The following is a 23,642-nucleotide window of genomic DNA, read 5'->3' as shown; positions in this document are numbered from 1 at the left end:
TCCCCCTTGGGGGGATAATCGATCCCGGAACGACGGACCTCAGACACCTCCGGACAGCGCGCAAACCGCCGCAAAACCTCCCTTGACCTGGGAAGACCTGGTCGCGGGTGCGGTCGGTGCGCGCCACGTCACACCGACGACGTACCGTCCAGCGGCGGAAACAGGTACCGTTAATGCTCCAAGGGACGGTCCTCCCCATTCGGGCAGGCCGGTCCTGATCATGAACACGTGTCAGACTCGGGGCCGTGAGCCCCATCGTTGAGGGGGTCGACCCATGGGGCGCGGCCGGGCCAAGGCCAAGCAGACGAAGGTCGCCCGCGAGCTGAAGTACAACAGCGGCGGGTTCGACGCTAACCGTCTGTCCAACGAGCTGGGCGTATCGCCGTCCACCGCTTCGATCGACCCCGAGCCGATCGAGGAGGAAGAGGACGACGACCCGTACGCGGAGTACGCCGCCCGCTACGCCGACCTCGACGACGAGGACGACACCGAGCCGGGCACCGGGCCGTCGCAGGCCTCCCGCCGCTCGTAACCGCCGTACCGCCGGACCGGTCCGGGCGCCCCAGGGCGCCGGGCCGGTCTTCGGCGTTCCCCCTGACGGGCCGTCGGCCGCCGGCGGCCCGGGGACGCGAGAGGGCCCCTCCGGTGCACCGGAGGGGCCCTCTCGTCACATCTGACACACCTGGCGCGCCGGGGGCGCGGTGAGCCTGTCTCAGCCCGCCGTGAAGCCCTCGTAGGCGTTGTAGAGGGCCGCGCCGCCGTCGTGCTCGTCGGTGCGGTCGACGATGTCGCCCAGCAGCCAGGCCTCGACGCCGCGGTCCTCCAGGATCGACAGCACGACGTCCACCGAGTGCGGCGGGACGACCGCGACCATGCCGACGCCCATGTTGAGCGTCTTCTCGATCTCCAGGGTGCTCACCTTGCCGACCTCGGCGACGGTCTGGAAGACCGGCAGCGGGGTCCAGGTGCCGCGGTCCAGGCGGGCGTGCAGGCCGGCCGGGATGACCCGGGCCAGGTTGGCCGCCAGGCCGCCGCCGGTGACGTGCGAGAAGGCGTGGACCTCGGTGGCGCGGGTGAGCGCCAGGCAGTCCAGCGAGTAGATCCGGGTCGGCTCCAGCAGCTCCTCGCCGAGGGTGCGGCCGAACTCCTCGACCTTGCGGTCCAGCTGCCAGCCGGCCTGGTTCAGCAGGACGTGGCGGACCAGCGAGTAGCCGTTGGAGTGCAGGCCGGAGGCGGCCATCGCGATCACCACGTCGCCGGCCCGCACGCGGTCGGCGCCGAGCAGCGCGTCCGCCTCGACGACGCCGGTGCCGGCGCCCGCGACGTCGTACTCGTCCGGGCCGAGCAGGCCCGGGTGCTCGGCGGTCTCGCCGCCCACCAGGGCGCAGCCGGCCAGCGCGCAGCCCTCGGCGATGCCCTTGACGATCGCGGCGACGCGCTCCGGGACGACCTTGCCGACGCAGATGTAGTCGGTCATGAACAGCGGCTCGGCGCCGCACACGACGAGGTCGTCGACGACCATGCCGACGAGGTCGTGGCCGATGGTGTCGTGCTTGTCCATGGCGGCGGCGATGGCCACCTTGGTCCCCACGCCGTCGGTGGCCGAGGCCAGCAGCGGCCGCTCGTAGTTCTTGAAGGCGGACGCGTCGAAGAGGCCGGCGAAGCCGCCGAGACCGCCGACCACCTCGGGGCGGTTGGCCTTCTTCACCCACTGCTTCATGAGCTCGACGGCGCGGTCACCCGCCTCGATGTCGACGCCGGCGGCGGCGTAGGTGGCGCCGTCAGAGGTGTGACGCATGGCGTCTCCGTTGGGGGTGGCGGTGGGCGACGGGTGGGAGGTCACTGCGGTGCGGCCCTCTCGGGTCTGGTGGGGGTGGTTCGGTACGGCGGAAGGGGTCGGAACGACGGTGGGGCCCCGGCTCGCGGGACCCCACCATGGTTTCGCTACGGGCGGCGCAGCGCGTCGGCCGCGCCCGCTCCGCCGAGCAGGGACTGGACGCCGTCCAGGTCGCTGCCGGTCGGCTTGCCGCGGACGGCGGGCGGCTGCTGGCCGCCCTTGATCTCGGCCTCCAGCAGGAGCTTGCCGAGCAGCGCCGGGTCGGGCAGCTCCATCGGGTACTCGCCGTCGAAGCAGGCCCGGCAGAGCTTGTCCTTGGGCTGCTTGGTGGCCTCGATCATGCCGTCGATCGAGATGTACGAGAGCGAGTCCGCGCCGAGCGTGCGCCCGATCTCCTCGATGGTCATGCCGTTGGCGATCAGCTCCGCGCGGGTGGCGAAGTCGATGCCGAAGAAGCAGGGCCACTTCACCGGCGGCGAGGAGATCCGGATGTGGACCTCGGCGGCGCCGGCCTCGCGCAGCATCTTCACCAGCGCGCGCTGGGTGTTGCCGCGGACGATCGAGTCGTCCACGACCACCAGGCGCTTGCCCTGGATGACCTCGCGCAACGGGTTCAGCTTGAGCCGGATGCCGAGCTGGCGGATGGTCTGGCTGGGCTGGATGAAGGTGCGGCCGACGTAGGCGTTCTTCACCAGGCCGGAGCCGTACGGGATGCCGCTGGCCTCGGCGTAGCCGATCGCGGCGGGGGTGCCGGACTCGGGCGTCGCTATCACCAGGTCGGCCTCGACCGGGGCCTCCTTCGCCAGCCGGCGGCCCATCTCCACGCGGGAGAGGTGGACGTTGCGGCCGGCGATGCTGGTGTCCGGGCGGGCCAGGTAGACGTACTCGAACACGCAGCCCTTGGGCTTCGCCTCGGCGAAGCGGGAGCTGCGCATGCCGTTCTCGTCGATGGCGATGAGCTCGCCGGGCTCGACCTCGCGGATGAACGAGGCGCCGCAGATGTCCAGCGCCGCGGTCTCGGAGGCGACCACCCAGCCGCGCTCCAGCCGGCCGAGCACCAGCGGGCGGATGCCCTGCGGGTCGCGGGCGGCGTAGAGGGTGTGCTCGTCCATGAAGACGAGCGAGAACGCGCCCTTGACCTTCGGCAGCACGACCTTGGCCGTCTCCTCGATGGAGAGGTCCGGGTGGCCGGCGAGCAGCGCGGTCACCAGGTCGGTGTCGTTGGTCGCGGCGGTCCGGCCGGAGCGGGAGACGTGCTCCTCGCCCGGCAGTTCGGCGACCATGGCCGCCAGTTCGGCGGTGTTCACCAGGTTTCCGTTGTGCCCGAGGGCCAGCGAACCGTGGACGGTCGCGCGGAAGGTCGGCTGGGCGTTCTCCCAGACCGAGGAACCGGTGGTCGAGTAGCGGGCGTGTCCGACGGCGATATGCCCGTGCAACGACCCCAGGGAGGCCTCGTCGAAGACCTGGGAGACGAGTCCCATGTCCTTGAAGACGAGAATCTGGGAGCCGTTGCTCACTGCGATGCCCGCGGATTCCTGACCGCGGTGCTGCAGGGCGTAAAGGCCGAAGAACGTGAGCTTGGCGACCTCCTCGCCGGGAGCCCAGACACCGAAGACGCCGCAAGCGTCCTGGGGGCCTTTCTCGCCGGGAAGAAGATCGTGGTTGAGTCTTCCGTCACCACGTGGCACGCCTTCGAGTCTAGGGCAGTTGGCACAGGCTTCCGGAACCCGGGATGCCGGGATTGTTGGGCGATCGTTCGGCAACGCGCGTAGACAAAACCCCTTACCGGGTGGGTATTTCGACCCGGGGGAATTCCCGCGGGCCGGGGATGGCCTTGTGGTTCGCGCCTGTTGGGGCATTCCGGGTGCGAAGGGCCGGTCCTCGGGACCGGGGCGAACGTGAGCCTGCTCACCCGGAGTTCACGAAGGCGTCACCGGGCACCCTCACGCCGCCGGCAGCAGCAGGCCCCACGCACCCGGGTGGACCGTCCAGGTGCGGGCGCGGACCGGGCCGACCGGGCGGCCGTCGACCTCGTAGCCGAAGCCGCGGCCGGCCACCGAGACGCTCGCGGCGCGGGCGCGCACCAGGGCGCCGGGCGCGCGGACGACGACCTCCATGACGCCCGAACCGTCCGACGCGCCGAAGGGGAGGGAGACCTGCACCAGCCGGACCGGCCGGTGGACGTCCGCGAGGAGCCGGCCGTCGGCCTCGACCCGGATCCGGGAGCTCTGCTCGGCGGCCTCGACGGTGAGTGCGTTCCCCTGCTCGGCCGCAGCCAGTTTCGCCCATAGCGAACGCCAGCCGCCCGGACGGCCGATCAGCCGCCGGGCTCCCGCACCCGCGATCCGCACCCCGCCCAGCGCGACCCCGCCGCCGTCGTCGACCAGCAGGTCGAGCTTGCGCGGCGTCCCCGACAGCACCGCCCGCGCGGCCGGCACCGGCTCGCCCGGGACCCCGAGCGCGCGGGCCGCCGCCAGCTCCTCCGAGCGGCCGACCGGAACCATGCCCACCGGATCCGTGCCCAGCTCACGGTGCCGGTGCAGGGCCTGGAGCACCCGCTGCAGGGCGAGATCGGAACCGATCACCACCGGTCGCCGCCGACCCCGGTGCGAAAGCACCCGATCGAGTTCGGAAGGGCTCTCCGGGTACGCCACCTTGACGTCCGCACCTCCGCAGAGCACGTCCTTCGCGATCCGCACCGACTCCCCGTCGGTCTGCCGGGCCACCGGGTCGAGGAGCAGCAGGAGCGGCTCGGAGCCGCCGGTTGCAGGCGTGGACAGGGACGACACGACCGGTCCTTCCTCAGGTAATCTCTCGGTGCAAGAGCCCCTTGCGCTACTGCGCCAGGGGCTTCGTCTATCTCGGGGCAGACTGCGGCCTACGCAGGATGCCCCAACCGGAAGGGGTGTACGCCTGTGCCGGCACTCGTGCTCGTTGGCGCTCAGTGGGGGGACGAGGGCAAGGGGAAGGCGACCGACCTCCTCGGCGGCTCCGTCGACTACGTCGTCCGCTACCAGGGCGGCAACAACGCCGGTCACACGGTGGTCATCGGCGACCAGAAGTATGCCCTGCACCTGCTCCCCTCCGGCATCCTCAGCCCGAACGTGACGCCGGTGATCGGCAACGGCGTCGTGATCGACCCGGGCGTGCTGCTCTCCGAGCTGGCCGGCCTCAACGAGCGCGGCATCGACACCTCGAAGCTGCTGATCTCGGGCAACGCCCACCTGATCACGCCGTACCACCGCACCCTGGACAAGGTCACCGAGCGCTTCCTCGGCAAGCGCCGGATCGGCACCACCGGCCGCGGCATCGGCCCGACCTACGCGGACAAGATCAACCGCGTCGGCATCCGGGTCCAGGACCTGTTCGACGAGTCGATCCTGCGCCAGAAGATCGAGGCGGCGCTGCACGACAAGAACCAGATCCTGGTCAAGCTCTACAACCGCCGCGCCGTCCCGGCCGAGCTGGTCGTCGAGGAGTACCTGGGCTACGCGGACAAGATCAAGCCCTTCCTCGCCGACACCACCCTCGTCCTGGACCAGGCCCTCAAGGCGAACAAGGTCGTCCTGCTGGAGGGCGGCCAGGGCACCCTGCTCGACGTCGACCACGGCACGTACCCCTTCGTGACCTCGTCGAACCCGACCTCGGGCGGCGCCTGCACCGGCGCCGGCATCGGCCCCACCAAGATCGACCGGGTCATCGGCATCCTCAAGGCGTACACGACCCGCGTCGGCTCCGGCCCGTTCCCGACCGAGCTGCTCGACGCGGACGGCGAGGCGCTGCGCCGCATCGGCGGCGAGCGCGGCGTGACCACCGGCCGCGACCGCCGCTGCGGCTGGTTCGACGCCGTGATCGCGCGCTACGCGACCCGGGTCAACGGCCTCACCGACTTCTTCCTCACCAAGCTCGACGTCCTGACCGGCTGGGAGCAGATCCCGGTCTGCGTCGCGTACGAGATCGACGGCCGCCGGGTCGAGGAGCTCCCCTACAACCAGTCGGACTTCCACCACGCCAAGCCGATCTACGAGACGCTGCCGGGCTGGACCGAGGACATCAGCAAGGCGAAGACCTTCGCCGAGCTGCCGAAGAACGCGCAGGCCTACGTGAAGGCGCTGGAGGAGATGTCGGGCGCGCCGATCTCCGCCATCGGCGTCGGCCCGGGCCGTGACGAGACGATCCAGATCAACTCGTTCATCTGATCCGGCTCCGGACCGCCGTCCGGACCACCGGCCCGAGGGGCCCTGCGGGAGCGATCCCGCAGGGCCCCTTCCGTTTGCCCCGGGCTTTTGCACTAGGACATAACTCCGTTGCATCTAGTGCAGTTCGGCAGTACGTTCGGGTCATGACCGCGAAGCTGCCCGAGCCCGTCACCCTGACCGGCCGCCACGTCCGCCTGGAGCCCCTCGGGCGCCACCACGTCCCCGAGCTCTGGGCCGCCGTCGGCCCCGACCCGGACGTCTGGCGCTGGATCCCCTTCCTCCCGCCGCAGAGCGAGGAGGAACTGGGCGGGATCATCGAGCACCGGATCGGGGAGGTGGCGGCCGGCACGGCGGTGAAGTTCGCCGTGATCGACCTGGCGAGCGGCAGGGCCGTCGGCATCACCGGCTTCTACGACTTCAGCGCGACGCACGAGCTCGTCGAGATCGGCGGCACCTGGTACGCCCGCTCGGTGTGGCGCTCGGCCGTGAACTCCGAGTCGAAGCTGCTGCTCCTGCGCTACGCCTTCGGCGAGCTGGGCATGGGCCGGGTCATGTGGAAGACCGACGCGCTCAACGACCGCTCCCGCAACGCGATCCTGCGGCTCGGCGCCCAGTACGAGGGCACCTTCCGCCGCGACCGCCTGCGTGCCGACGGGGTCTGGCGGGACAGCGCCTACTTCTCGATGCTCGCCGACGAGTGGCCCGCCGCCGAGGCCCGGCTGGTCGAACGGCTCGCCCGCGGCTGACGGCCGCGCGGCTCCCGGTGGCAAGCTGGGGCGCAGACCCGAGCCTTCACCGAGGAGCCACCATGAGCGACTGGCAGCGGCCTTCCACCGGCGACCCGTCCGGCGAGTGCCTTGAGGTGCGGTTCGTCGACGGCGTCGTCGAGATCCGCGAGTCGGACGGGAGCGGCGTCGTCGTCCGCACCACTCCGGAGAAGTGGGAGGCCTTCCTCCTCGGCGTCCAGGCCGGGGAGTTCGACCACTTCGTGGCCGACGTCTGACGGTACGACGACGGCCGGTCGGGTGGCCGGCGCCCCGCGGGCGCCGGCCACTGGTTCTCGTCTGGTTCTCGTCTAGTTCTCGTCGGCGGAGCGGGAGTGCCGGGCGGCGAACTCCGGCTTCGCCGAACGGGGCTCCCTGGGCTGGACGTTGACCAGCCAGACCAGCCAGCCGACGAACAGCACGGCGAGCAGCAGGAGGGAGAGGCCGGCGACGATCAGAGCGTTCACCGGCTCACCGGGACGCGTCGGGAACGACGGAGGGGCGACGGAAGCGGCATGGGTGTCTCCGGTCGGGGATGGCGAGCCTGCCGGCCGTTCATCTGGTCGGGATTCAGGGCCGCTTGACGGGCCGTGGGCGACAACCGGTCGGCGAGTGACTCGGCTTCGACCCTAGGGTCGAAGTACAAGACTTGCTACCGAGAGAGTGGACGTTCACTCCATCGTGGGGTATCCCCCGTTTCGGTAGCTAGGGTCCGGTTTGCACGGCACACTTCACCGGAAGCATCGACGGACCCCGCGACCCGGAGAAGAGAGTCATGCCACCCCGCTTGTCGCCGACCGTGCGCCAGCAGCGCCTTGGCATCGAGCTGCGCAAGATGCGCGAACGCGTGGGCGTGACGCCCAAGACCCTGGCCGCCGCCCTGGGCACCGACCTGCCCAAGATCTCCCAGATGGAGAACGGGAAGTCCGGCATCAGCGCCGACCGGCTCCGGGCCTGGGCGCGCACCTGCGGCCTCACCGGTGGCCGCTACCTCGACGCGCTGCTCACGATGACCCAGGACCGCCGCAAGTACTGGTGGGACGGCTACCGCGGGCGCATCCCGAGCGGGATCATCGACATCGCGGAGATGGAGCACCACGCCGAGTCGCTCACCATCCTGCACACCAGTTTCATCCCCGGGCTCCTGCAGACCTCCGCCTACGCCAACGCCGTGTTCGCGCGCCTGCGCCCGCCGCTGCCCCGGCAGGAGACCGACGTGCGCACGGCGTTCCGGATCCAGCGCCAGCGCGTCCTGGTCGAACGGCCGAAGCCGTACACCGCCTTCGTCCACGAGTCCGCGCTGCGCATGCAGTTCGGCGGCCCGGTCGTGCTGCGCGACCAACTGCTCAGCCTGCTGGAGGACTCCGAGCGCCCCGGCGTGGAGATCCGCGCGATCCCGTTCAGCGTGGACACGTTCCCCGGCTCCGGGGAGAGCATGTACCTCGCCTGCGGGCCCGTTCCGGAGCTCGACACCGTCCAGATCGACCTCTCGCAGGGGCCGAAGTTCGTGCACACCGAGGCCGACCTGCGGGCCTACCGCGAGATCAGGACGGAGACCGACGCGATCGCCCTCGGCGCCGACGAATCACGGGAGTTCATCCGGACCATACTGAAGACAGCGTCCTCATGAACAGCTGGCAGAAGTCCTCGGCGAGCGCCGAGGCCAACGAGTGCGTCGAGATCCGCACCGCCGACGGGCTGGTGGAGATCCGCGAGTCGGAGAGCGCCGAGGTCGTCGTGCGCACCACCCCGCGCAAGTGGGCGGCCTTCGTGCGGGGGGTGAAGGCCGGGGAGTTCGACCGCCACGGCGACTTCGGCGGGTTCCAGGCGCCGGGCGCGCCCTGACCGCCGGGGCGCGCCGTTAATCCACGGTCCGGCCGCACCCGCGACGGTAGGCTTTGGCACCCACAGTGGAACCCTGCGCCTGGCACGGCACCCCGGGCGGGGTGCGCGTGCGGGAGAAATCGGAGCATCCCAGGATGGCTCGGCACCTGATCACCAGCGCCCTTCCGTACATCAACGGGATCAAGCACCTGGGCAACATGGTCGGGTCCATGCTCCCGGCGGACGTCTACTCCCGCTACCTGCGCCAGCGCGGCCACGAGGTGCTGTACATCTGCGCGACGGACGAGCACGGCACGCCCGCCGAACTCGCCGCGCAGGAGGCCGGACTGCCGGTCGCCGAGTTCTGCGCACGGGCGCACGACGCGCAGCGCGCGGTGTACGACGGCTTCGGCCTCTCCTTCGACCACTTCGGCCGCAGCTCCTCGCCGCAGAACCGGGAGATCACCCAGGAGATCGCCCGCGAGCTCCAGCGCAACGGCTTCATCGAGGAGCGCGCGATCCGCCAGGTGTACTCCAACGCCGACGGCCGCTTCCTGCCGGACCGCTACATCGTCGGCACCTGCCCGCACTGCGGCTACGACAAGGCCCGCGGCGACCAGTGCGAGAACTGCACGCGCGTGCTGGACCCGACCGACCTGCTGGAGCCGCGCTCGGCCATCAGCGGCAGCGCCGACCTGGAGGTGCGGGAGACCAGGCACCTGTTCCTGCTCCAGTCGAAGCTGACCGATGAGGTCGAGGAGTGGATCTCGGCCCACGCCGACGACTGGCCGGTGCTCGCCTCGTCGATCGCCCGCAAGTGGCTCACCGAGGGCCTGCAGGACCGCTCGATCACCCGTGACCTGGAGTGGGGCGTCCCGGTGCCGGCCGACGTGTGGCCGGAGCTGGCCGCCGAGGGCAAGGTGTTCTACGTCTGGTTCGACGCCCCGATCGAGTACATCGGCGCCACCAAGGAGTGGGCGGACGCGGCCCCGGCCGGGCAGCTGCGGGACTGGAAGTCCTGGTGGTACGAGGCCGACGACGCCGTCCGCTACACCGAGTTCATGGCCAAGGACAACGTCCCGTTCCACACCGTGATGTTCCCGGCGACGATCCTCGGCTCGCGCCGCCCGTGGAAGAAGGTCGACCAGGTCAAGGCCTTCAACTGGCTGACGTACTACGGCGGGAAGTTCTCCACCAGCCAGAAGCGCGGCATCTTCACCGACGTCGCCCTGGAGCTGCTGCCGGCCGACTACTGGCGCTACTTCCTGATGGCGCACGCGCCCGAGTCGGACGACTCCAGCTTCACCTGGGACCTCTTCGCCGCCGTCGTCAACAAGGACCTCGCCGACACCCTCGGCAACTTCGTCAACCGGGTGCTGACCTTCAGCCGCAAGCGCTTCGGCGACGACGTCCCCGGCGGGCACGCCGCCGGCGAGGCGGAGGAGCGGCTCGGCGCGCAGGTCGCCGGCCTCCTCGCCGAGTACGAGGCGCAGCTCGACGCGCTCAACTTCCGCAAGGCGGCGCAGGCCCTGCGCGCCCTGTGGAGCGCCGGCAACGCGTACCTGGACGAGAAGGCGCCGTGGCTCCAGGTGAAGACCGACCCGGAGGCGGCGGCGCTGACGCTGCGCACGGCGATGAACCTGATCCACCTGTACGCGGTGGTGTCGGAGCCGTTCGTCCCGGCCACCGCGGCGGCGATGCGCGGCGCGTTCGCCGTGGCCGACGACTCCCCGGCGGCGTCCCGGCGCTGGGTCGCCCCGGAGGAGGCGCGGTCGCTCGACCTGGTGCCGGCCGGGACGGGGTTCACCGTGCCGCCGGTGCTGTTCGCCAAGATCACCGACGACGACCTGGCGGCGTGGACGACGCGCTTCGGCGGCGAGTAGGGGCTCGCGGGCGGACTCCCGGGGAACGCGGGGCGTCAGGGAGCGGCCGTCTCGGCGGTGACCCACGCGAGGTAGCCGGGGCTGCCCGCGACCACCGGGACGGCGATCACCTCGGGCGTCTCGTACGCGTGGCGCGCGGTGAGGAACGCACTCAGCCGGTCGGCGAGTCCGGCCCTCGTCTTGAGGTCGATCCGCCACTCCTCGGCGTCCTGCACCTCGCCCTCCCACCGGTAGACGGACCGGACCGGGTACACCTGCGCGCACGCGGCCAGCCGCTCGCGGACGGCGGCGGACGCCAGGGCCCGGGCCAGGTCCTCGGTCTCGTGGGTGGTCGTCACGACGACGAAGCCGGGCGCGGTTCCGGGGTCGTCCGCGTGCTCGGTTCCGAGCCCGGTTCCGGGCTCGTTCTCGTGCTCGTTCTCGTGCTCGTCGGCGGTCATGTGGCGACGGTACCGGTCCCCGGACGCGTTGGTCCCCGGGGCGGCACCGGCGTCCCGGCGCCACCCCGGGGGGCTCCGGGGCTACCGGGCCGCGCGGGCGGTGTGGACCGTCATCGCGGACAGGTAGAAGGCGTCCGTCCGGTGCAGGATCCCGGTCGGGGCGTCCTCGTCCAGCAGGGCCGCCAGCGTCGCCGCGTCCTGCGGGTCCAGGTGGTCGGCGAGCTGGTCGTGCAGGCGGGCGAGCTGGGCGTGCAGGTGCTGGCGGGCGGGGGCGGCGAGCGGGGCCGGGTGGTCGATCAGGAAGGTCCGGGTGCCGGTCGGGGTCAGGCCGGCCCGGCCGAGCATGGCCGGCCAGTCCTCGATCTCCTCGGTGGCGCCCGGCAGTTCGGCGCGCATCGTGCTGAAGCCCGCCTCGTGGGCCGCGTCCAGCCGGGCCTGGAAGCCGGCCTTGCCGAGGCCGAAGTCGCGCGGCAGGTAGCGCAGCGGCAGCCCGCGCTCGGCGACGGCCAGCAGCCCGCCGGGGCGCAGCAGGCCGGCCAGGCCGGTGAGCGCGGTCTGCTGGTCGCCGAGGTGGTGGATCGCGTTCGCGGACCAGATCAGGTCGGCCTCGCCGAGCTTGCCGAACTCCTCGGGCAGATCGGCCTGCCGGGTCTTCAGCCGACCGCCGGAGCGGGTCCGGGCGCGATCCAGCAGCGCCGCCGACTGGTCGACCGCGACCACCTCGGCGGCCGGGAAGGCCTCGGCGAGCAGCCCGGCGAGCACGCCCGGGCCGCTGCCGACGTCGAGCACCCGGCGGACCTCGCCGCCGGTCAGCCCGCGCAGCCAGTGGGCGGCCGCGGTGACGGCGGGGGCCTTCAGCTCGGCCTCGCGCTCCAGGTGGGCGGCGAGCGCGTCCCAGTCGAAGTCGGCGGCGGGGACGTGGTCGTGGCCGTGCTCGTGGCCCTGGCCCTTGGTGGGGTGGTGATGGTGGTGGCCGGACATCCGGGGTCTCCGATCGTCGTGGTCGTCGGTGCGGTGGTGCGGCGTACGGGAGGGAGCCTCCCCGCTCGGGCCGTCGGCGCGGCGGCGGACGCGCGGTGCGCGGTCACCTCCACCGCCAGGCTGCGGCCGTTCCACCGCCAGGCTGCGGCCGTCGCCGCCGAATCGGCAAGCTTTGTTGCCGTTCCCGCAAATCGGGCCCAGCCGCGGCCCCGCGCTCAGCCGCCCGTGCGCCGCCAGTACGACCGGACCGCGACCGCCAGCGCCACCCCGTACACGGCGAACGCGCTCATCCCGACCCAGCCCACCATCAGCGCGTCGTCCGGCGTCGGCAGGTCGCCCGTCCGGATCGTCGTCACGCCGACCGTGCACAGCGACAGGTAGCCGACCCCCAGCAGCCCGTACGGCGCCAGCGTGCCGGCCCCGATCAGCGCGGGGGCGAGCGGCAGCCAGCGCGGCACCCGGCGGCCGCTCAGCACCAGGGTCCACCGCGGGAAGACCTGCCCCCACGGCCGGACCAGGCCCCACAGCAGGAACACCCCGAGCACGGCCATCAGCGCGGTGGCGTCGATCCCCCAGTCCTCCAGGATGAGCCAGAGCCCGGAGGCTCCGTTGCGCTCGTTGGTCACCCGCATCCGGGCGCCGTCGATCCCCGCGAAGCTGCCGCCGAAGGCCCAGTCGAGCTTCATCACGACGTACGGGACGAAGGCCAACGTGCCTGCCCATGCGGTGAGTTGAACGGCCGCCGGGGCCTCCGACGGAGCCGGCGCCGGAGCCCGGTGCCCGGCGGGCGGCCGCACGCGCGTGGCACCCACCAGCAGCACGACGCCGACCGCCGACAGCACGTGCAGCACCGCCCCCGGTCCGCTGTCCACGGCCTCCCCGGTCAGCAGCATCAGCACGTCCATCAGCAGCCCCCAGGCCGCTACCGCCGCCGGCCCGGCCAGCCCCCACAGCACCGCCCGCAACCCCGGCCCCGGCCTCCCCCGGGCCGACGCCACCCCGGCCGGCACCGCGACCACCCCCGCCCCGGCGACCGCCCAGCCCGGCCAGACGGCCCCGAACAGCTCCGTCCCGCTCAGCGCGCAGCCCGTCCCGAACCCGGCACAGGCGACACCCCAGCCGACCACACCCCACGCGTTCCTCGTCATGCCCCCACGCTCGCCCGCGCGGCCCCGCCCCGGCCTCCTCCGCCCCGACGAACCCGCTCCCCCCGCCGGGGGATCCCGCGCGCCGGGCCGCGGACGGACGCTTGCGTTGGAGTGCACTCCAACTCCTAGCCTCTGACGCAACGAACGGGACACCCAAGACCTTCGGGGGAGAACCACCATGCGCTACCGCGTCCTCGGCGGCACCGGCATCGAAGTCAGCGCCTACTGCCTCGGCACCATGATGTTCGGCGCGATCGGCAACCCCGACCACGACGACTGCGTCCGGATCATCCACACCGCGCTCGACCGCGGGATCAACTTCGTCGACACCGCCGACATGTACTCGGCCGGCGAGTCCGAGGAGATCGTCGGCAAGGCGCTGGCCGCCCGCGGCGACCGGGACGACATCGTGCTCGCCACCAAGGTGCACTTCCCGATGGGCGAGGGCCGCAACCGGGGCGGCAACTCCCGGCGCTGGATCGTCCGGGAGGTCGAGGAGAGCCTGCGGCGGCTGCGCACCGACCGGATCGACCTCTACCAGGTGCACCGGCCGGACCACACCACCGACGTCGAGGAGACCCTCTCCGCGCTCGGCGACCTCGTCCGGGCCGGCAAGATCCGCGCCTTCGGCTGCTCGACCTTCCCCGCCGAGCAGATCGTCGACGCCCATCACGTCGCCGAGCGCCGCGGCCTGCCGCGCTTTCGCACCGAGCAGCCGCCGTACTCGCTGCTCGCCCGCGGCATCGAGGCGAACGTGCTGCCCACCGTCCAGCAGCTCGGCATGGGCGCGCTGACCTGGGGACCGCTGGCCGGCGGCTTCCTCACCGGGCGCTACCGCAAGGGCCGGGCGATCGACCTCACGCAGGGCCGCGCCGCCCTCCACCCGGGCCGCTTCGACCCGGAACTGCCGCTCACCCAGGCCAAGCTGGACGCCGTCGAGGCCTTCACCGCCCTCGCCGAGGGCCTCGGCCGCACGCTCCCCGAGCTGGCCGTCGCCTTCCCGCTCGCGCACCCGGCCGTCACCTCGGTGATCCTCGGCCCGCGCACGATGGAGCAGCTCGAATCCGCGCTCAAGGGCGCCGACCTCGTCCTCGACGACGCCACCCTCGACCGCATCGACGCGATCGTCCCGCCCGGCACCGACCTCTACCGGGCGGACGGCGTCTGGCAGCCGCCCGCACTCACCACCCCCGCGCTGCGCCGCCGCCCCGCCGCGGACCGCTCCGCGGACTGACGGGCCCCCGCGGGGGAGCCGGTGCCGCCGGCTCCCCCGCCGCCCTCACGGCTCCCGGGGCGCCGCGAAACAGTGCACGACGACGGTCCGTCCGCCGCCCCACTGCTGGTCGGCGCTGCCCAGCCAGGTCCAGCCGAGACGCCGGTAGCAGGCCACCGCCGCCGCATCGGTGGCGAGGACGTCGAGGACCGGGTGCAGTCCGAGCGCCCGCGCGTGGGTCAGCGCGTTCGCCAGCAGGCGCGCCCCGACGCCCCGCCCGCGCGCGGCGGGGGCGACGTACAGCCGGTTCACCACGGCGGTGAGCTCGGGCCGGGCGCCGGTGCGGCGGCTCCACAGCACCGGGGCGGCGTCCCCCGGGGCGCTGCGGGAGAGGGCGACGTGCCCGAGGATGCGGCCGTCCGCCTCGGCCACCCAGGCGGCGAGGAGCCCCTCGGGGGTGAGCCAGGCGGCGGGGCGGTCGGGCCAGTCGGACGGGTAGCCGTCGGTGGCGTGGACGTCGCCCAGCAGCCGGACGCATTCGGCGAGGTCCGGGACGCGGCGCCGGCGGACCGGCACCCCCGCCCCGGTCTGCCGGGCACCGGACGCGACGACGTTGGCGCGTTCTTCAAGGTCAGCCATGCCGGTACGTTACCGGCCGGGCCTCAGCCCCGCAGCAGGTCGACCACCCCCGCCAGGTCCTCCTCACCGCCGCCGAGCGCGAGCCTGCGCTCCATCAACCGGAAGTACGGCGCCAGGAGTTCGTCGCTCACGCCCTGCTCCTCGGCCGTGCCCAGCAGCGTCCGGCGCCCGGCCACCTGCATCGCCAGGTTCGAGACCACGTCCTTGGCGTAGTCGCCGCTCTCCAGCTGGTCCGCCGTCCTGGCGATCGACCCGGTCATCGCCGTCAGCCACCCGGCCAGCAGCTGCGCGAGGTCGCCGGGCGTGACCGCGCCCTCCGCCCTGACCAGCGCGAACGCGTGCGCGACCCCGGCGAACATCCCGTACATCGCGCTGAGCAGCGCCACGTCGTGCAGCGCCGCGTGCCCCGGGTCCGCCCCGACGTACCGCGGGCCGGCCGGCACGGCGAGCACCTCCGCGTGCTCCTCGAACAGCGCGGACGAACCGCTGTAGAACACGTACGGCCCGGCCGCCGGGACGCCGATCATCGGCGGGACGGCCATGATCCCGCCGTCCAGGTAGCGCGCGCCGCGCCCGGCGGCCCACCCGGCGCGGGCCCGGGCCTGGGCGGGGGTGCCGGTGACCAGGTTGACCACGTCCTTCCCGGCGAGGTCCGCGTCGGCCAGCGCCTCCGCCACGGAGGCGTCGTCGAGCAGGCACACGACCACCAGCCGGTTGGCCGCGACGGCCTCCGCGGCACTCGCGGCGACGACCGCGCCCTCGGCGGCGAGCACCCCGGCCCTGGCCGGGCCGCGGTTCCAGACGGTCAGCGGGTGCCCGGCGGCGAGCCAGGCACGGGCCAGGGCGGTGCCCATGGCGCCGAGCCCGAGCAGGGTGCCGGGGGTCTTCTCAACTTCGGTGCTTCCCATGGGAATCAGCCTCTTCGCGGCACCGTTGGCGATCAAGTACGCACGTGGAAGTGGGTGGTTACCCTGAGGTGAGCGACGAGGTCCCGCCCCGGGTCGAGTACACGCTGACCGACGCCGGCACGCGCCTCAACGCGGCACTGACGCCACTCGGCGCGTGGGGACGGGACCACGTCCTCGGCACGAGCCCGCACCCGCACTGAAAGGCCCCGGACGGACCCATGCACCCCTACACCACCGCCACCCTGCACGGCGAACGCCTCGACCTCGTCCCGCTGCGGCCCGAACACGCCGAAGAGATGGCCGCCGCCCTCGCCGATCCGGCCCTGCACGCCTTCACCGGCGGCACCCCGGACGGCGCCGACGCCCTGCGCACCCGCTACGCCCGGCTCGCCGTCGGCTCCCCCGACCCCGCCGAGACCTGGGGCAACTGGGCGCTGCGCCTGCACGCCGACGGCCGCCTCGCGGGCTACGTCCAGGCCACGGTCCGCGGGGACGGCGCCGAGCTCGCCTGGGTGGTCGGTACGCCCTGGCAGGGCCGCGGCCTCGCCGCCGAGGCCGCCCGCACCCTGCTCGCCCACCTCACCGCCGCCGGCATCACCACCGTGACGGCCCACATCCACCCCGACCACCACGCCTCCGCCGCCGTGGCCCGCGCCCTCGGCCTCACCCCGACCGCCGAGCAGCAGGACGGCGAGACCCGCTGGCAGGCACGCGTCGGCCCGGCCGCCTGACCCCACCGCCACCACCTGCCCCACCCTCCCCGGAATGCCGCCCCCACCCGATGGGGTTGGATACAGCCATGGCATCACGTGCACGAGTACGCGCCCCCGAGCTGGTCGGCGCAGGCGGTTGGCTGAACACCGGCGGCAAGGAGCTCACCCTCACCGACTTCCGGGGCAAGATCACCGTCCTGGACTTCTGGACCTTCTGCTGCATCAACTGCCTCCACGTCCTCGACGAACTGCGCGAGCTGGAGGAGAAGCACCGCGACACCGTGGTGATCGTCGGCGTGCACTCGCCCAAGTTCGTGCACGAGGCCGACCACCAGGCCGTCGTCGACGCCGTCGCCCGGTACGAGGTGCACCACCCGGTCCTGGACGACCCGGCGCTCGTCACCTGGAAGCAGTACGCGGTGCGCGCCTGGCCGACGCTCGTGGTGATCGACCCCGAGGGGTACGTCGTCGCCCAGCACGCCGGCGAGGGCCACGCGCACGCGATCGCGCGGCTGGTGGAGGAGCTGGAGGAGGAGCACGCCGCCAAGGGCACGCTCCGCCGCGGCGACGGCCCGTACGTGGCGCCGGAGCCGACCGCCGGGGACCTCAAGTTCCCGGGCAAGGCGGTGCGCCTGGGCGACGGCCACTTCCTGGTCGCCGACTCCGGCCACCACTCGCTGGTCGAGCTGGCCGAGGACGGCGAGACGGTGGTGCGCCGGATCGGCGACGGGCAGCGCGGCCTGGTGGACGGCACCGACCCGCGGTTCAGCGAGCCGCAGGGCCTCGTGCTGCTGCCCGAGGGCCACCCGTACGACTACGACGTGATCGTCGCCGACACCGTCAACCACGCCCTGCGCGGCGTCCGGCTGGCCGACGGCCACGTCACCACGCTGGCCGGCACCGGCCGCCAGTGGTGGCAGGGCTCGGCCACCGAGGGCCCGGCCCGCGAGGTGGACCTCTCCTCGCCGTGGGACGTCGCCTGGTTCGACGGCCGGGTGTGGATCGCCATGGCCGGCGTGCACCAGCTGTGGGCGTACGACCCGGCGGCCGGGACGGTCGCCGTCGCGGCCGGCACGACCAACGAGGGCCTGGTGGACGGGCCCGCCGACGAGGCCTGGTTCGCCCAGCCGTCCGGCCTCGCGGTCTCCGCGGACGGCGAGAAGCTCTGGGTCGCCGACTCCGAGACCTCGGCGCTCCGCTGGGTTTCACGTGAAACCAAGACGGTCGAGACGGCCGTCGGCACCGGCCTGTTCGACTTCGGCCACCGCGACGGCGCCGCCGACCAGGCCCTGTTCCAGCACCCGCTGGGCGTCACCGTCCTGCCGGACGGCTCGGTGGCCGTCGCCGACACCTACAACCACGCGCTGCGCCGCTTCGACCCGGCGACCGGCGAGGTCAGCACGCTGGCCACCGACCTGCGCGAGCCGTCCGGGGCCGTCCTGGTGGACGAGGACATCGTCGTGGTCGAGTCGGCCCGGCACCGGCTGACCAGGCTGCGGCTGCCCGAGGAGGCGGTGCGGGTCGAGTCGGTCGCGCACCGCACCCAGCGCGCGGCCACCGAGGTCGCGCCGGGCCCGTTCCGGCTGGACGTGGTCTTCTCCGCACCGAGCGGCCAGAAGCTGGACGAGCGCTACGGTCCGTCCACCCGGCTACTGGTCAGCTCCACGCCGCCGGAGCTGCTGGTCTCGGGCGCGGGCGCGGACTCCGACCTCTCGCGCGAGCTGGTCCTGTCCGGCGAGGTCGCCGAGGGCGTGCTGCACGTGTCGGCGATGGCCGCCTCCTGCGACGACGACCCGGAGATCGAGTACCCGGCCTGCCACGTGCACCAGCAGGACTGGGGCGTGCCGGTGAAGCTGGTCGCCGACGGCGCCCGCCGCCTGCCGCTGGTGCTCGCGGGCATGGAGTAGCCCGCAGGACGTGCGGAAGGGCCCGACGGGAGTCTCCCGTCGGGCCCTTCCGCACGTCCGGGCGGCTCAGCCCTCCAGGAAGGCCTTGATCGCGCCGGCCAGCAGGTACGGGTCGTCCGCGCCGCACAGCTCGCGCGCCGAGTGCATGGACAGCGCCGCGATGCCGCAGTCGACCGTCCTGATGCCGAGGCGGGCCGCGGTGATCGGGCCGATCGTCGTGCCGCAGGGCATGGCGTTGTTGGAGACGAAGGACTGCCACGGCACGCCGGCCCGCTCGCAGGCCGCCGCGAACACGGCCCGGCCGACGCCGTCGGTCGCGTAGCGGTTGTTGACGTTGACCTTGAGGATCGGGCCGCCGTTCGGCATCGGGTGGTGGCCCGGCTCGTGCCGCTCGGTGTAGTTCGGGTGGATCGCGTGGCCCATGTCCGAGGAGAGGCAGACGGTACCGGCCAGCGCCCGGGCGCGGTCCTCCGGGGAGCCGCCGCGCGCGTAGACGGTGCGGTCCAGGACGTTGCCGAGCAGCGGGCTCTGCGCGCCGGTGTCCGACTCGCTGCCGGTCTCCTCGTGGTCGAAGGCGGCCAGCACCGGGATGTACGGCAGGTCGGCGGCGCCCTCGGCGGTGGCGACGGCGGCGAGCGCCGCGGTGGCCGCGTGCACGGACAGCAGGTTGTCCAGGCGCGGGCCGGCCAGCAGCTCGCGGTCGCGGCCGAGGTAGGAGGCGGGCTGCACGTCGTGCGTCATGAGGTCCCAGCCGACCACGTCGGCCGGCTCCAGGCCGGCCCGCTGGGCGACGTAGGAGATCAGGCCGCCCTCGTCGACCGGGCCGAGGCCCCAGATCGGGGTGAGGTGGCGCTGCTTGTCGAGCTTCATGCCGTCGTTGACCTGGCGGTCCAGGTGGATCGCCAGCTGCGGCACGCGCAGCAGCGGCTCGTCCAGCTGCACCAGGCGCCAGCTGCCGTCCTTCAGGGCCAGCCGGCCGGACAGGCCGAGGTCCCGGTCGAGCCAGGTGTTCAGCGGGACGCCGCCGTAGATCTCCACCGCGACCTGCCGCCAGCCGGCCGAGCCGGTGTCCGGCACCGGCTTGACCCGCAGGTTCGGCGAGTCGGTGTGCGTCCCGACCACGCGGAAGGGCGTCTCGGGCCCGGCGCCCTCGGGCAGGTACCAGGCGATGAGCGCGCCGCCGCGGATGACGTAGCGCCCACCGGCCGCGGCGTCCCACGCGTCCGTCTCGGCGACCTGCCGGAAGCCCGCCTTCTCCAGCCGCTCGGCGGCGCTCGCGACCGCGTGGTACGGGGAAGGCGAGGTTCCGAGGAACGCGATCAGATCATCGGTGTGCGTCCGGTCGAAGAACGCCTGTCGGGCGGCGGGCGACATACTGCTCCTGAGTCGATGGAGGGTCGGAGCCGAATGGGGGTCGGCTTCGCACCCTGAGCATATGCCCGTACACGGACAGGGCACTCGCAACGTCGCAACGGATGCGAAACACAGACACAACCGTGAAGTACCGTCGCCCCCAGCACCTTTCACCCAGTGAACGCCCCTGGTCGCAGACGGTCATCCGCCCGCCGGGGGCCGCGGGCGCCGGCGGTGGCGCGACGGACGGGCCGGGCGGCCGATTCCGGACCGCGGCGGCGTCCGGTCGACGATACTTCGGTGCAGTGAAGTCACCGTGGGGAGGGGCGCGTTGACCGCAACGACGATGACCGCCGGGGGCGCCGACGACGAGGTCGCCGATCCACCGGCCGGGCCGTCCCGGGGTGCCCGGCGCAGGCGGGTGCTGGTGGGGGTGGCGGTGGCGGCGGCGCTGGTGGCGGTCGGCGGGCTGGGGGCCGCGGCGTTCGTGAAGTCGCCGGCCGAGCGCGCGGCCCGGACGGCGCCGCCGCCGGAGAGCCTGCTCACCGCGCCCGTGGTGAGCCAGGTGCTGACGAGGTCGGTGACGGCGCGGGCGGTGGTGTACCCGCCGGCGCAGTACGACGTGGTGCCGTCGGCCGCGTCGCCGGAGATCACCCGGCTGTTCGTGTCGAAGCTCGGGGTCAGGACCGGGGACACCGCGGCGGCGGGTCGGCTGCTCGCGGAGGTGTCCGGGCAGCCGCTGTTCGCGCTGCCGGGGCCGGTGCCCGCGTACCGGGACGTCAGGCCGGGCGCCACCGGCCCGGACGTCGCCGAACTCCAGGACGCGCTGTCGGGGTTGGGGCACCCGATCGGCGACGACGACAAGGGGACGTTCGGCCCGGGGACGGCAGCGGCGGTGACGGCGTTCTACCGCGGGCTCGGCTACCCGGTGCCGACCACCGGCGCCACCACCCAGCAGGCTGTGGACACGGCGCAGAAGGCGGTGGACGCCGACCGCCGGACGGTGGACGGCCTCACCGCGCGGAAACGGGCCGGCGCCACCCGGGCACCCGCCCCGGCCCCGGTCGCCACTCCCGCCACACCCCCGGCACCCGGCCCCGACACCGACATCGACATCGACCAGCAACTGGCCGCCGCCAGGAAGCAGTTGGCCGCCGACCAGGTCGCACTGGAGAAGGCCAGGGCGGTGAACGGCCCGATGGTGCCCGCCGCCCACGTGCTGTTCCTGCCCGTGCTCCCGGCCGCCGTCACCGCCGTCAACGGGTCGGTGGGCTCGCCCGCCGCCGGCACGCTGCTGTCGCTGACCAGCGGCGGCCTGGACGTCACCGGCCAGCTGACACCGGGCCAGGCGGCGGGCGTCAAGCCGGGCATGGCCGCGGAGATCCTCGCCGAGGACACCGGCACCACCGTGTCCGGCACGGTCACCGAGGTCGGCGCCCCGACGACCGCGCCCCCGGCCGGCAGGGTGATCACCCTCGGCGGCGGAGCGGCGGCGCCCGGCGGCGCACCCCCGGGCGGGCCGGGCGCGGCCGGCGGCGCGACGGGCGGCGCCGCCGGGGCACCACCCAACAACGCGGCCGGCACGCCGAGTTACGTCCCCGTCACGATCGCCCCGAGCGGCCCGCTCCCACCCGCCCTGAACGGGAAGAACGTCCGCCTCACGATCCGCCGGGACGCGGCGACCGCTCCCGTCACCGCCGTCCCGGTGGCCGCCGTCTCGACCGACGCCGCCGGACGGACGTCCGTCACCAGGGTCGACGCGGCCGGCAGCCGGACCACCGTCCCCGTGACCACCGGCGTCTCCGCCGACGGCATGGTGGCCGTGACCCCGGCGGACGGCGCCGGACTGCGCCCCGGCGACCGGGTGGTGGTCGGGAAGTGACCCCCGGGCCCCCGGTCATCGCCCTCTCCGGCGTGGGCCGCACCCACCCCGGCCACCCGCCGGTGGTCGCCCTGCGCCCCTGTGACCTGACCGTCCGCCGCGGCGAGTACCTCGCCGTCACCGGCCCGTCCGGCTCCGGCAAGTCCACCCTGCTGCACCTGCTCGGCCTGCTCGACACCCCCACCACCGGCCGCTACGAGCTGGACGGCATCGACACCGGCGGTCTGCGCGACCGGGACCGCTCGACGCTGCGCGGGCGCCGGATCGGCTTCGTCTTCCAGTCCTTCCACCTGCTGGCGCACCGCACCGCGGCGGAGAACGTCGCCCTCGCCCAGGTCTACAACCGCACCCCGCCGCGGGCCCGCCGCGCCGCCGCCCTGGAGGCGCTGCGCCTGGTCGGGCTCGGCCACCGCACGGAGGCGCTGCCCGGCACGATGTCCGGCGGCGAGCGCCAGCGGGTGGCGATCGCCCGCGCCCTGGTGAACCGGCCGAGCCTGCTGCTGTGCGACGAGCCGACCGGGAACCTGGACTCGGCCGGCACGGAGACCGTCCTGGAGCGGTTCGACGCCCTGCACGCCCAGGGCTACACGCTGGTGGTGATCACCCACGACCCGGCCGTCGCCGCGCGGGCCGACCGCCGGGTGGCCATCCGCGACGGCGTGCTGGCCGAGGCCGGGGCGGCGGCCCCGTGAGGCGCCGCCCCGCACTGCCCGGGCCGCCCTCCCGGCTGAGCCCGCGCGACCTCCTCGCCGAGGCGCTCGCCGGCGTCCTGCAGCGCCCCGCCCGCTCGGCGCTGACGATGCTGGGCACGGTGCTGGGCATCGGCGCGTTCGTCGCCGTGCTCGGCCTCACCGCGACGGCCGCCGGCCAGATCGGCGCCCGGTTCAGCCTGACCGCGGCGACCACCGTCACGGTGACCGGCCACCCGCGCACCGACGGCGCCGCCCCCGGCACCAACCCGCCGAGCGACTTCCCGGCGGACACCGACCGGCGCCTCGCCGCGATCGACGGCGTCCGGGCCGGCGGCGTCTGGTGGCCGCTCCCCGGCGCCCCGGCGGTCTCCGCCCGCCCGGACGGCCCGGACGAGGGCGCCGGCCTGTCCGTGTTCGCGGCCACGCCGGGCGCCGTGGCCGCGATGGAGCCGACGCTGACGGCCGGCGTCACCATGGACCCGTTCGTCCAGCGGACGGCGCAGCCGGTGGTGCTGCTGAGCGAGGCCGCGGCGCGGCGCCTCGGGGTGAGCCGGCTGGACGCCCGGCCCGCGGTGTTCATCGACGCCGTCCCGTACACGGTGATCGGCGTCTACGCGGACGTCCGGCGGCAGCCGGGCGCCCTGCTCGGCCTGGTGATCCCCGCCAGTACGGCGCTGGAGCGCTACGGCAACCCGGCCCCGCAGCCGGACCGCGGCGTCCAGGCCCTGGTGGCGACCAGGGTCGGCGCGGCGCCGGTGGTGGCCGCGCAGATCCCGCTCGCCCTGCGGCCGGACGCCCCGCAGGCGTTCACCGTCGTGCCGCCGCCGGACCCGCACGGCCTGCGGGACGGCGTGACCTCCGACCTGACCGGCCTGTTCCTGGGCCTGGCCGGGATCTGCCTGCTGGTCGGCGCGGTCGGCATCGCCAACACGACGCTGGTGGCCGTGCTGGAGCGGACGGAGGAGATCGGGCTGCGCCGCTCGCTGGGCGCCCGCACCGGCCACGTCGCGGCCCAGTTCCTCACCGAGTCGACCGCGCTGGGCACGCTGGGCGGCCTGGTCGGCACGAGCCTCGGCGTGGTGACGGTGGTCGGGGTCGCCGCCGCCCGCGGCTGGACCGCCGTGCTCCAGCCCGCCGCCACCCTGCCGGCCCCGCTGATCGGCACGCTGGTGGGTCTCCTGGCCGGCCTGTACCCGGCGCTCCGGGCGGCCCGCACGGACCCGCTGAAGGCCCTGCGGAGCGGGTGAGCGGGGAATGGC

At 73.8% G+C, this 23,642-nt stretch carries 23 protein-coding genes and 1 pseudogene; 14 read left to right on the top strand and 10 right to left on the bottom strand.

The annotated features are described in order from the left end of the window. Window positions 1–274 precede the first annotated feature (274 nt). Window positions 275–532 carry a DUF3073 domain-containing protein gene (locus tag ACFXDE_RS25980; RefSeq protein WP_280674041.1) on the top strand — a complete coding sequence of 86 codons (258 nt, stop codon included), beginning with the start codon at window positions 275–277 and terminating at the stop codon, window positions 530–532. Window positions 533–712: 180 nt separating this feature from the next. On the opposite strand, the gene purM is transcribed toward ACFXDE_RS25980, so the two are convergent. The 3 genes from purM to ACFXDE_RS25965 form a co-directional block, all read right to left on the bottom strand. Continuing rightward, window positions 713–1,798: a phosphoribosylformylglycinamidine cyclo-ligase gene (gene purM, locus ACFXDE_RS25975; RefSeq protein WP_380497158.1), complete on the bottom strand. Its 1,086-nt coding sequence runs from the start codon at window positions 1,796–1,798 to the stop codon at window positions 713–715. A 146-nt stretch (window positions 1,799–1,944) separates the two neighbouring features. Further along, window positions 1,945–3,525 carry an amidophosphoribosyltransferase gene (gene purF / locus ACFXDE_RS25970; RefSeq protein WP_380440683.1) on the bottom strand — a complete coding sequence of 527 codons (1,581 nt, stop codon included), beginning with the start codon at window positions 3,523–3,525 and terminating at the stop codon, window positions 1,945–1,947. A 255-nt stretch (window positions 3,526–3,780) separates the two neighbouring features. Next, window positions 3,781–4,626, bottom strand: coding sequence for a diacylglycerol kinase (locus tag ACFXDE_RS25965; protein ID WP_380440685.1), 846 nt, complete (start codon window positions 4,624–4,626; stop codon window positions 3,781–3,783). A gap of 126 nt (window positions 4,627–4,752) precedes the next feature. Here ACFXDE_RS25965 and ACFXDE_RS25960 point away from each other — a divergent pair, with 126 nt between their 5' ends. From ACFXDE_RS25960 to ACFXDE_RS25950, 3 genes are all read left to right on the top strand, one after another. Further along, complete coding sequence (locus ACFXDE_RS25960; RefSeq protein ID WP_380440687.1) at window positions 4,753–6,036, top strand: adenylosuccinate synthase; 1,284 nt, start codon at window positions 4,753–4,755, stop codon at window positions 6,034–6,036. A 143-nt stretch (window positions 6,037–6,179) separates the two neighbouring features. Then, window positions 6,180–6,782 carry a GNAT family N-acetyltransferase gene (locus ACFXDE_RS25955; protein ID WP_380497157.1) on the top strand — a complete coding sequence of 201 codons (603 nt, stop codon included), beginning with the start codon at window positions 6,180–6,182 and terminating at the stop codon, window positions 6,780–6,782. Between the two features lie 62 nt (window positions 6,783–6,844). After that, window positions 6,845–7,039 carry a DUF397 domain-containing protein gene (locus ACFXDE_RS25950; RefSeq protein WP_380440691.1) on the top strand — a complete coding sequence of 65 codons (195 nt, stop codon included), beginning with the start codon at window positions 6,845–6,847 and terminating at the stop codon, window positions 7,037–7,039. A 72-nt stretch (window positions 7,040–7,111) separates the two neighbouring features. Here ACFXDE_RS25950 and ACFXDE_RS25945 read toward each other — a convergent pair whose 3' ends face one another. After that, complete coding sequence (locus tag ACFXDE_RS25945; protein WP_380440693.1) at window positions 7,112–7,267, bottom strand: hypothetical protein; 156 nt, start codon at window positions 7,265–7,267, stop codon at window positions 7,112–7,114. Between the two features lie 308 nt (window positions 7,268–7,575). Here ACFXDE_RS25945 and ACFXDE_RS25940 point away from each other — a divergent pair, with 308 nt between their 5' ends. The 3 genes from ACFXDE_RS25940 to metG all read left to right on the top strand — a co-directional run bounded on the left by ACFXDE_RS25940 (window position 7,576) and on the right by metG (window position 10,507). After that, on the top strand, window positions 7,576–8,430 hold the full coding sequence (locus ACFXDE_RS25940) for a helix-turn-helix domain-containing protein (protein ID WP_380497156.1): 855 nt from the start codon (window positions 7,576–7,578) through the stop codon (window positions 8,428–8,430). After that, window positions 8,427–8,645, top strand: a complete 219-nt coding sequence (locus tag ACFXDE_RS25935) for a DUF397 domain-containing protein (protein ID WP_380440696.1) — start codon at window positions 8,427–8,429, stop codon at window positions 8,643–8,645. The genes ACFXDE_RS25940 and ACFXDE_RS25935 overlap by 4 nt, the downstream gene beginning before the upstream one ends. A gap of 134 nt (window positions 8,646–8,779) precedes the next feature. Next, complete coding sequence (gene metG / locus ACFXDE_RS25930) at window positions 8,780–10,507, top strand: methionine--tRNA ligase (RefSeq protein WP_380497155.1); 1,728 nt, start codon at window positions 8,780–8,782, stop codon at window positions 10,505–10,507. A gap of 35 nt (window positions 10,508–10,542) precedes the next feature. Here metG and cutA read toward each other — a convergent pair whose 3' ends face one another. The 3 genes from cutA to ACFXDE_RS25915 all read right to left on the bottom strand — a co-directional run bounded on the left by cutA (window position 10,543) and on the right by ACFXDE_RS25915 (window position 13,076). Continuing rightward, window positions 10,543–10,947, bottom strand: a complete 405-nt coding sequence (cutA, locus tag ACFXDE_RS25925) for a divalent-cation tolerance protein CutA (protein WP_380497154.1) — start codon at window positions 10,945–10,947, stop codon at window positions 10,543–10,545. An 81-nt stretch (window positions 10,948–11,028) separates the two neighbouring features. After that, window positions 11,029–11,928: a class I SAM-dependent methyltransferase gene (locus ACFXDE_RS25920; protein ID WP_380497153.1), complete on the bottom strand. Its 900-nt coding sequence runs from the start codon at window positions 11,926–11,928 to the stop codon at window positions 11,029–11,031. Window positions 11,929–12,143: 215 nt separating this feature from the next. Next, window positions 12,144–13,076, bottom strand: coding sequence for a hypothetical protein (locus ACFXDE_RS25915; protein WP_380497152.1), 933 nt, complete (start codon window positions 13,074–13,076; stop codon window positions 12,144–12,146). Between the two features lie 178 nt (window positions 13,077–13,254). On the opposite strand from ACFXDE_RS25915, the gene ACFXDE_RS25910 reads away from it, so the two are divergent. Beyond that, entirely contained in the window at window positions 13,255–14,310 is a 1,056-nt protein-coding gene (locus ACFXDE_RS25910; RefSeq protein ID WP_380497151.1) for an aldo/keto reductase, read from the top strand. 45 nt (window positions 14,311–14,355) lie between these two features. Here the strand turns inward: ACFXDE_RS25910 and ACFXDE_RS25905 are convergent, their stop codons facing one another. Together ACFXDE_RS25905 and ACFXDE_RS25900 are read right to left on the bottom strand one after the other, a co-directional pair. Then, window positions 14,356–14,928 carry a GNAT family N-acetyltransferase gene (locus ACFXDE_RS25905; protein WP_380440708.1) on the bottom strand — a complete coding sequence of 191 codons (573 nt, stop codon included), beginning with the start codon at window positions 14,926–14,928 and terminating at the stop codon, window positions 14,356–14,358. A 23-nt stretch (window positions 14,929–14,951) separates the two neighbouring features. Next, window positions 14,952–15,836, bottom strand: a complete 885-nt coding sequence (locus tag ACFXDE_RS25900) for an NAD(P)-binding domain-containing protein (protein ID WP_380497150.1) — start codon at window positions 15,834–15,836, stop codon at window positions 14,952–14,954. Window positions 15,837–15,901: 65 nt separating this feature from the next. Between ACFXDE_RS25900 and ACFXDE_RS25895 the strand changes: the two are divergent. The 3 genes and pseudogenes from ACFXDE_RS25895 to ACFXDE_RS25885 form a co-directional block, all read left to right on the top strand. Next, window positions 15,902–16,036 (top strand): annotated as a pseudogene (locus tag ACFXDE_RS25895) (winged helix-turn-helix transcriptional regulator); the annotation flags it as partial. Window positions 16,037–16,054: 18 nt separating this feature from the next. Beyond that, window positions 16,055–16,567, top strand: a complete 513-nt coding sequence (locus ACFXDE_RS25890) for a GNAT family N-acetyltransferase (protein WP_380497149.1) — start codon at window positions 16,055–16,057, stop codon at window positions 16,565–16,567. A 68-nt stretch (window positions 16,568–16,635) separates the two neighbouring features. Next, window positions 16,636–18,456, top strand: a complete 1,821-nt coding sequence (locus tag ACFXDE_RS25885; RefSeq protein WP_380497148.1) for an NHL domain-containing thioredoxin family protein — start codon at window positions 16,636–16,638, stop codon at window positions 18,454–18,456. Window positions 18,457–18,522: 66 nt separating this feature from the next. On the opposite strand, the gene ACFXDE_RS25880 is transcribed toward ACFXDE_RS25885, so the two are convergent. After that, entirely contained in the window at window positions 18,523–19,830 is a 1,308-nt protein-coding gene (locus ACFXDE_RS25880) for a M18 family aminopeptidase (RefSeq protein ID WP_380440717.1), read from the bottom strand. Window positions 19,831–20,140: 310 nt separating this feature from the next. Between ACFXDE_RS25880 and ACFXDE_RS25875 the strand changes: the two genes are divergently transcribed. The 3 genes from ACFXDE_RS25875 to ACFXDE_RS25865 are packed head-to-tail and all read left to right on the top strand — an operon-like array spanning window position 20,141 to window position 23,630. Beyond that, window positions 20,141–21,691: a peptidoglycan-binding protein gene (locus tag ACFXDE_RS25875; protein WP_380497147.1), complete on the top strand. Its 1,551-nt coding sequence runs from the start codon at window positions 20,141–20,143 to the stop codon at window positions 21,689–21,691. Then, window positions 21,688–22,383: an ABC transporter ATP-binding protein gene (locus tag ACFXDE_RS25870; protein WP_380497145.1), complete on the top strand. Its 696-nt coding sequence runs from the start codon at window positions 21,688–21,690 to the stop codon at window positions 22,381–22,383. The genes ACFXDE_RS25875 and ACFXDE_RS25870 overlap by 4 nt, the downstream gene beginning before the upstream one ends. Next, a complete protein-coding gene (locus ACFXDE_RS25865; RefSeq protein WP_380497144.1) occupies window positions 22,380–23,630 on the top strand; it encodes an ABC transporter permease in 1,251 nt (416 codons plus the stop codon). The genes ACFXDE_RS25870 and ACFXDE_RS25865 overlap by 4 nt, the downstream gene beginning before the upstream one ends. Window positions 23,631–23,642: the final 12 nt, after the last annotated feature.

This window comes from Kitasatospora sp. NPDC059408 (assembly GCF_042751525.1).
Taxonomy (GTDB): domain Bacteria; phylum Actinomycetota; class Actinomycetes; order Streptomycetales; family Streptomycetaceae; genus Kitasatospora.
Note: the sequence above shows the minus strand (reverse complement) of the source record. Positions and strands in the feature narration are given on the sequence as shown.

Excerpts from the sequence above, each read along its gene's own strand:
- ACFXDE_RS25980 (WP_280674041.1), top strand. The coding sequence starts at position 275 with ATGGGGCGCGGCCGGGCCAAGGCCAAGCAGACGAAGGTCGCCCGCGAG.
- purM (WP_380497158.1), bottom strand. The coding sequence starts at position 1,798 with ATGCGTCACACCTCTGACGGCGCCACCTACGCCGCCGCCGGCGTCGAC.
- ACFXDE_RS25955 (WP_380497157.1), top strand. The coding sequence starts at position 6,180 with ATGACCGCGAAGCTGCCCGAGCCCGTCACCCTGACCGGCCGCCACGTC.
- ACFXDE_RS25950 (WP_380440691.1), top strand. The coding sequence starts at position 6,845 with ATGAGCGACTGGCAGCGGCCTTCCACCGGCGACCCGTCCGGCGAGTGC.
- ACFXDE_RS25940 (WP_380497156.1), top strand. The coding sequence starts at position 7,576 with ATGCCACCCCGCTTGTCGCCGACCGTGCGCCAGCAGCGCCTTGGCATC.
- ACFXDE_RS25935 (WP_380440696.1), top strand. The coding sequence starts at position 8,427 with ATGAACAGCTGGCAGAAGTCCTCGGCGAGCGCCGAGGCCAACGAGTGC.
- metG (WP_380497155.1), top strand. The coding sequence starts at position 8,780 with ATGGCTCGGCACCTGATCACCAGCGCCCTTCCGTACATCAACGGGATC.
- cutA (WP_380497154.1), bottom strand. The coding sequence starts at position 10,947 with ATGACCGCCGACGAGCACGAGAACGAGCACGAGAACGAGCCCGGAACC.
- ACFXDE_RS25920 (WP_380497153.1), bottom strand. The coding sequence starts at position 11,928 with ATGTCCGGCCACCACCATCACCACCCCACCAAGGGCCAGGGCCACGAG.
- ACFXDE_RS25915 (WP_380497152.1), bottom strand. The coding sequence starts at position 13,076 with ATGACGAGGAACGCGTGGGGTGTGGTCGGCTGGGGTGTCGCCTGTGCC.
- ACFXDE_RS25910 (WP_380497151.1), top strand. The coding sequence starts at position 13,255 with ATGCGCTACCGCGTCCTCGGCGGCACCGGCATCGAAGTCAGCGCCTAC.
- ACFXDE_RS25905 (WP_380440708.1), bottom strand. The coding sequence starts at position 14,928 with ATGGCTGACCTTGAAGAACGCGCCAACGTCGTCGCGTCCGGTGCCCGG.
- ACFXDE_RS25900 (WP_380497150.1), bottom strand. The coding sequence starts at position 15,836 with ATGGGAAGCACCGAAGTTGAGAAGACCCCCGGCACCCTGCTCGGGCTC.
- ACFXDE_RS25890 (WP_380497149.1), top strand. The coding sequence starts at position 16,055 with ATGCACCCCTACACCACCGCCACCCTGCACGGCGAACGCCTCGACCTC.
- ACFXDE_RS25885 (WP_380497148.1), top strand. The coding sequence starts at position 16,636 with ATGGCATCACGTGCACGAGTACGCGCCCCCGAGCTGGTCGGCGCAGGC.
- ACFXDE_RS25880 (WP_380440717.1), bottom strand. The coding sequence starts at position 19,830 with ATGTCGCCCGCCGCCCGACAGGCGTTCTTCGACCGGACGCACACCGAT.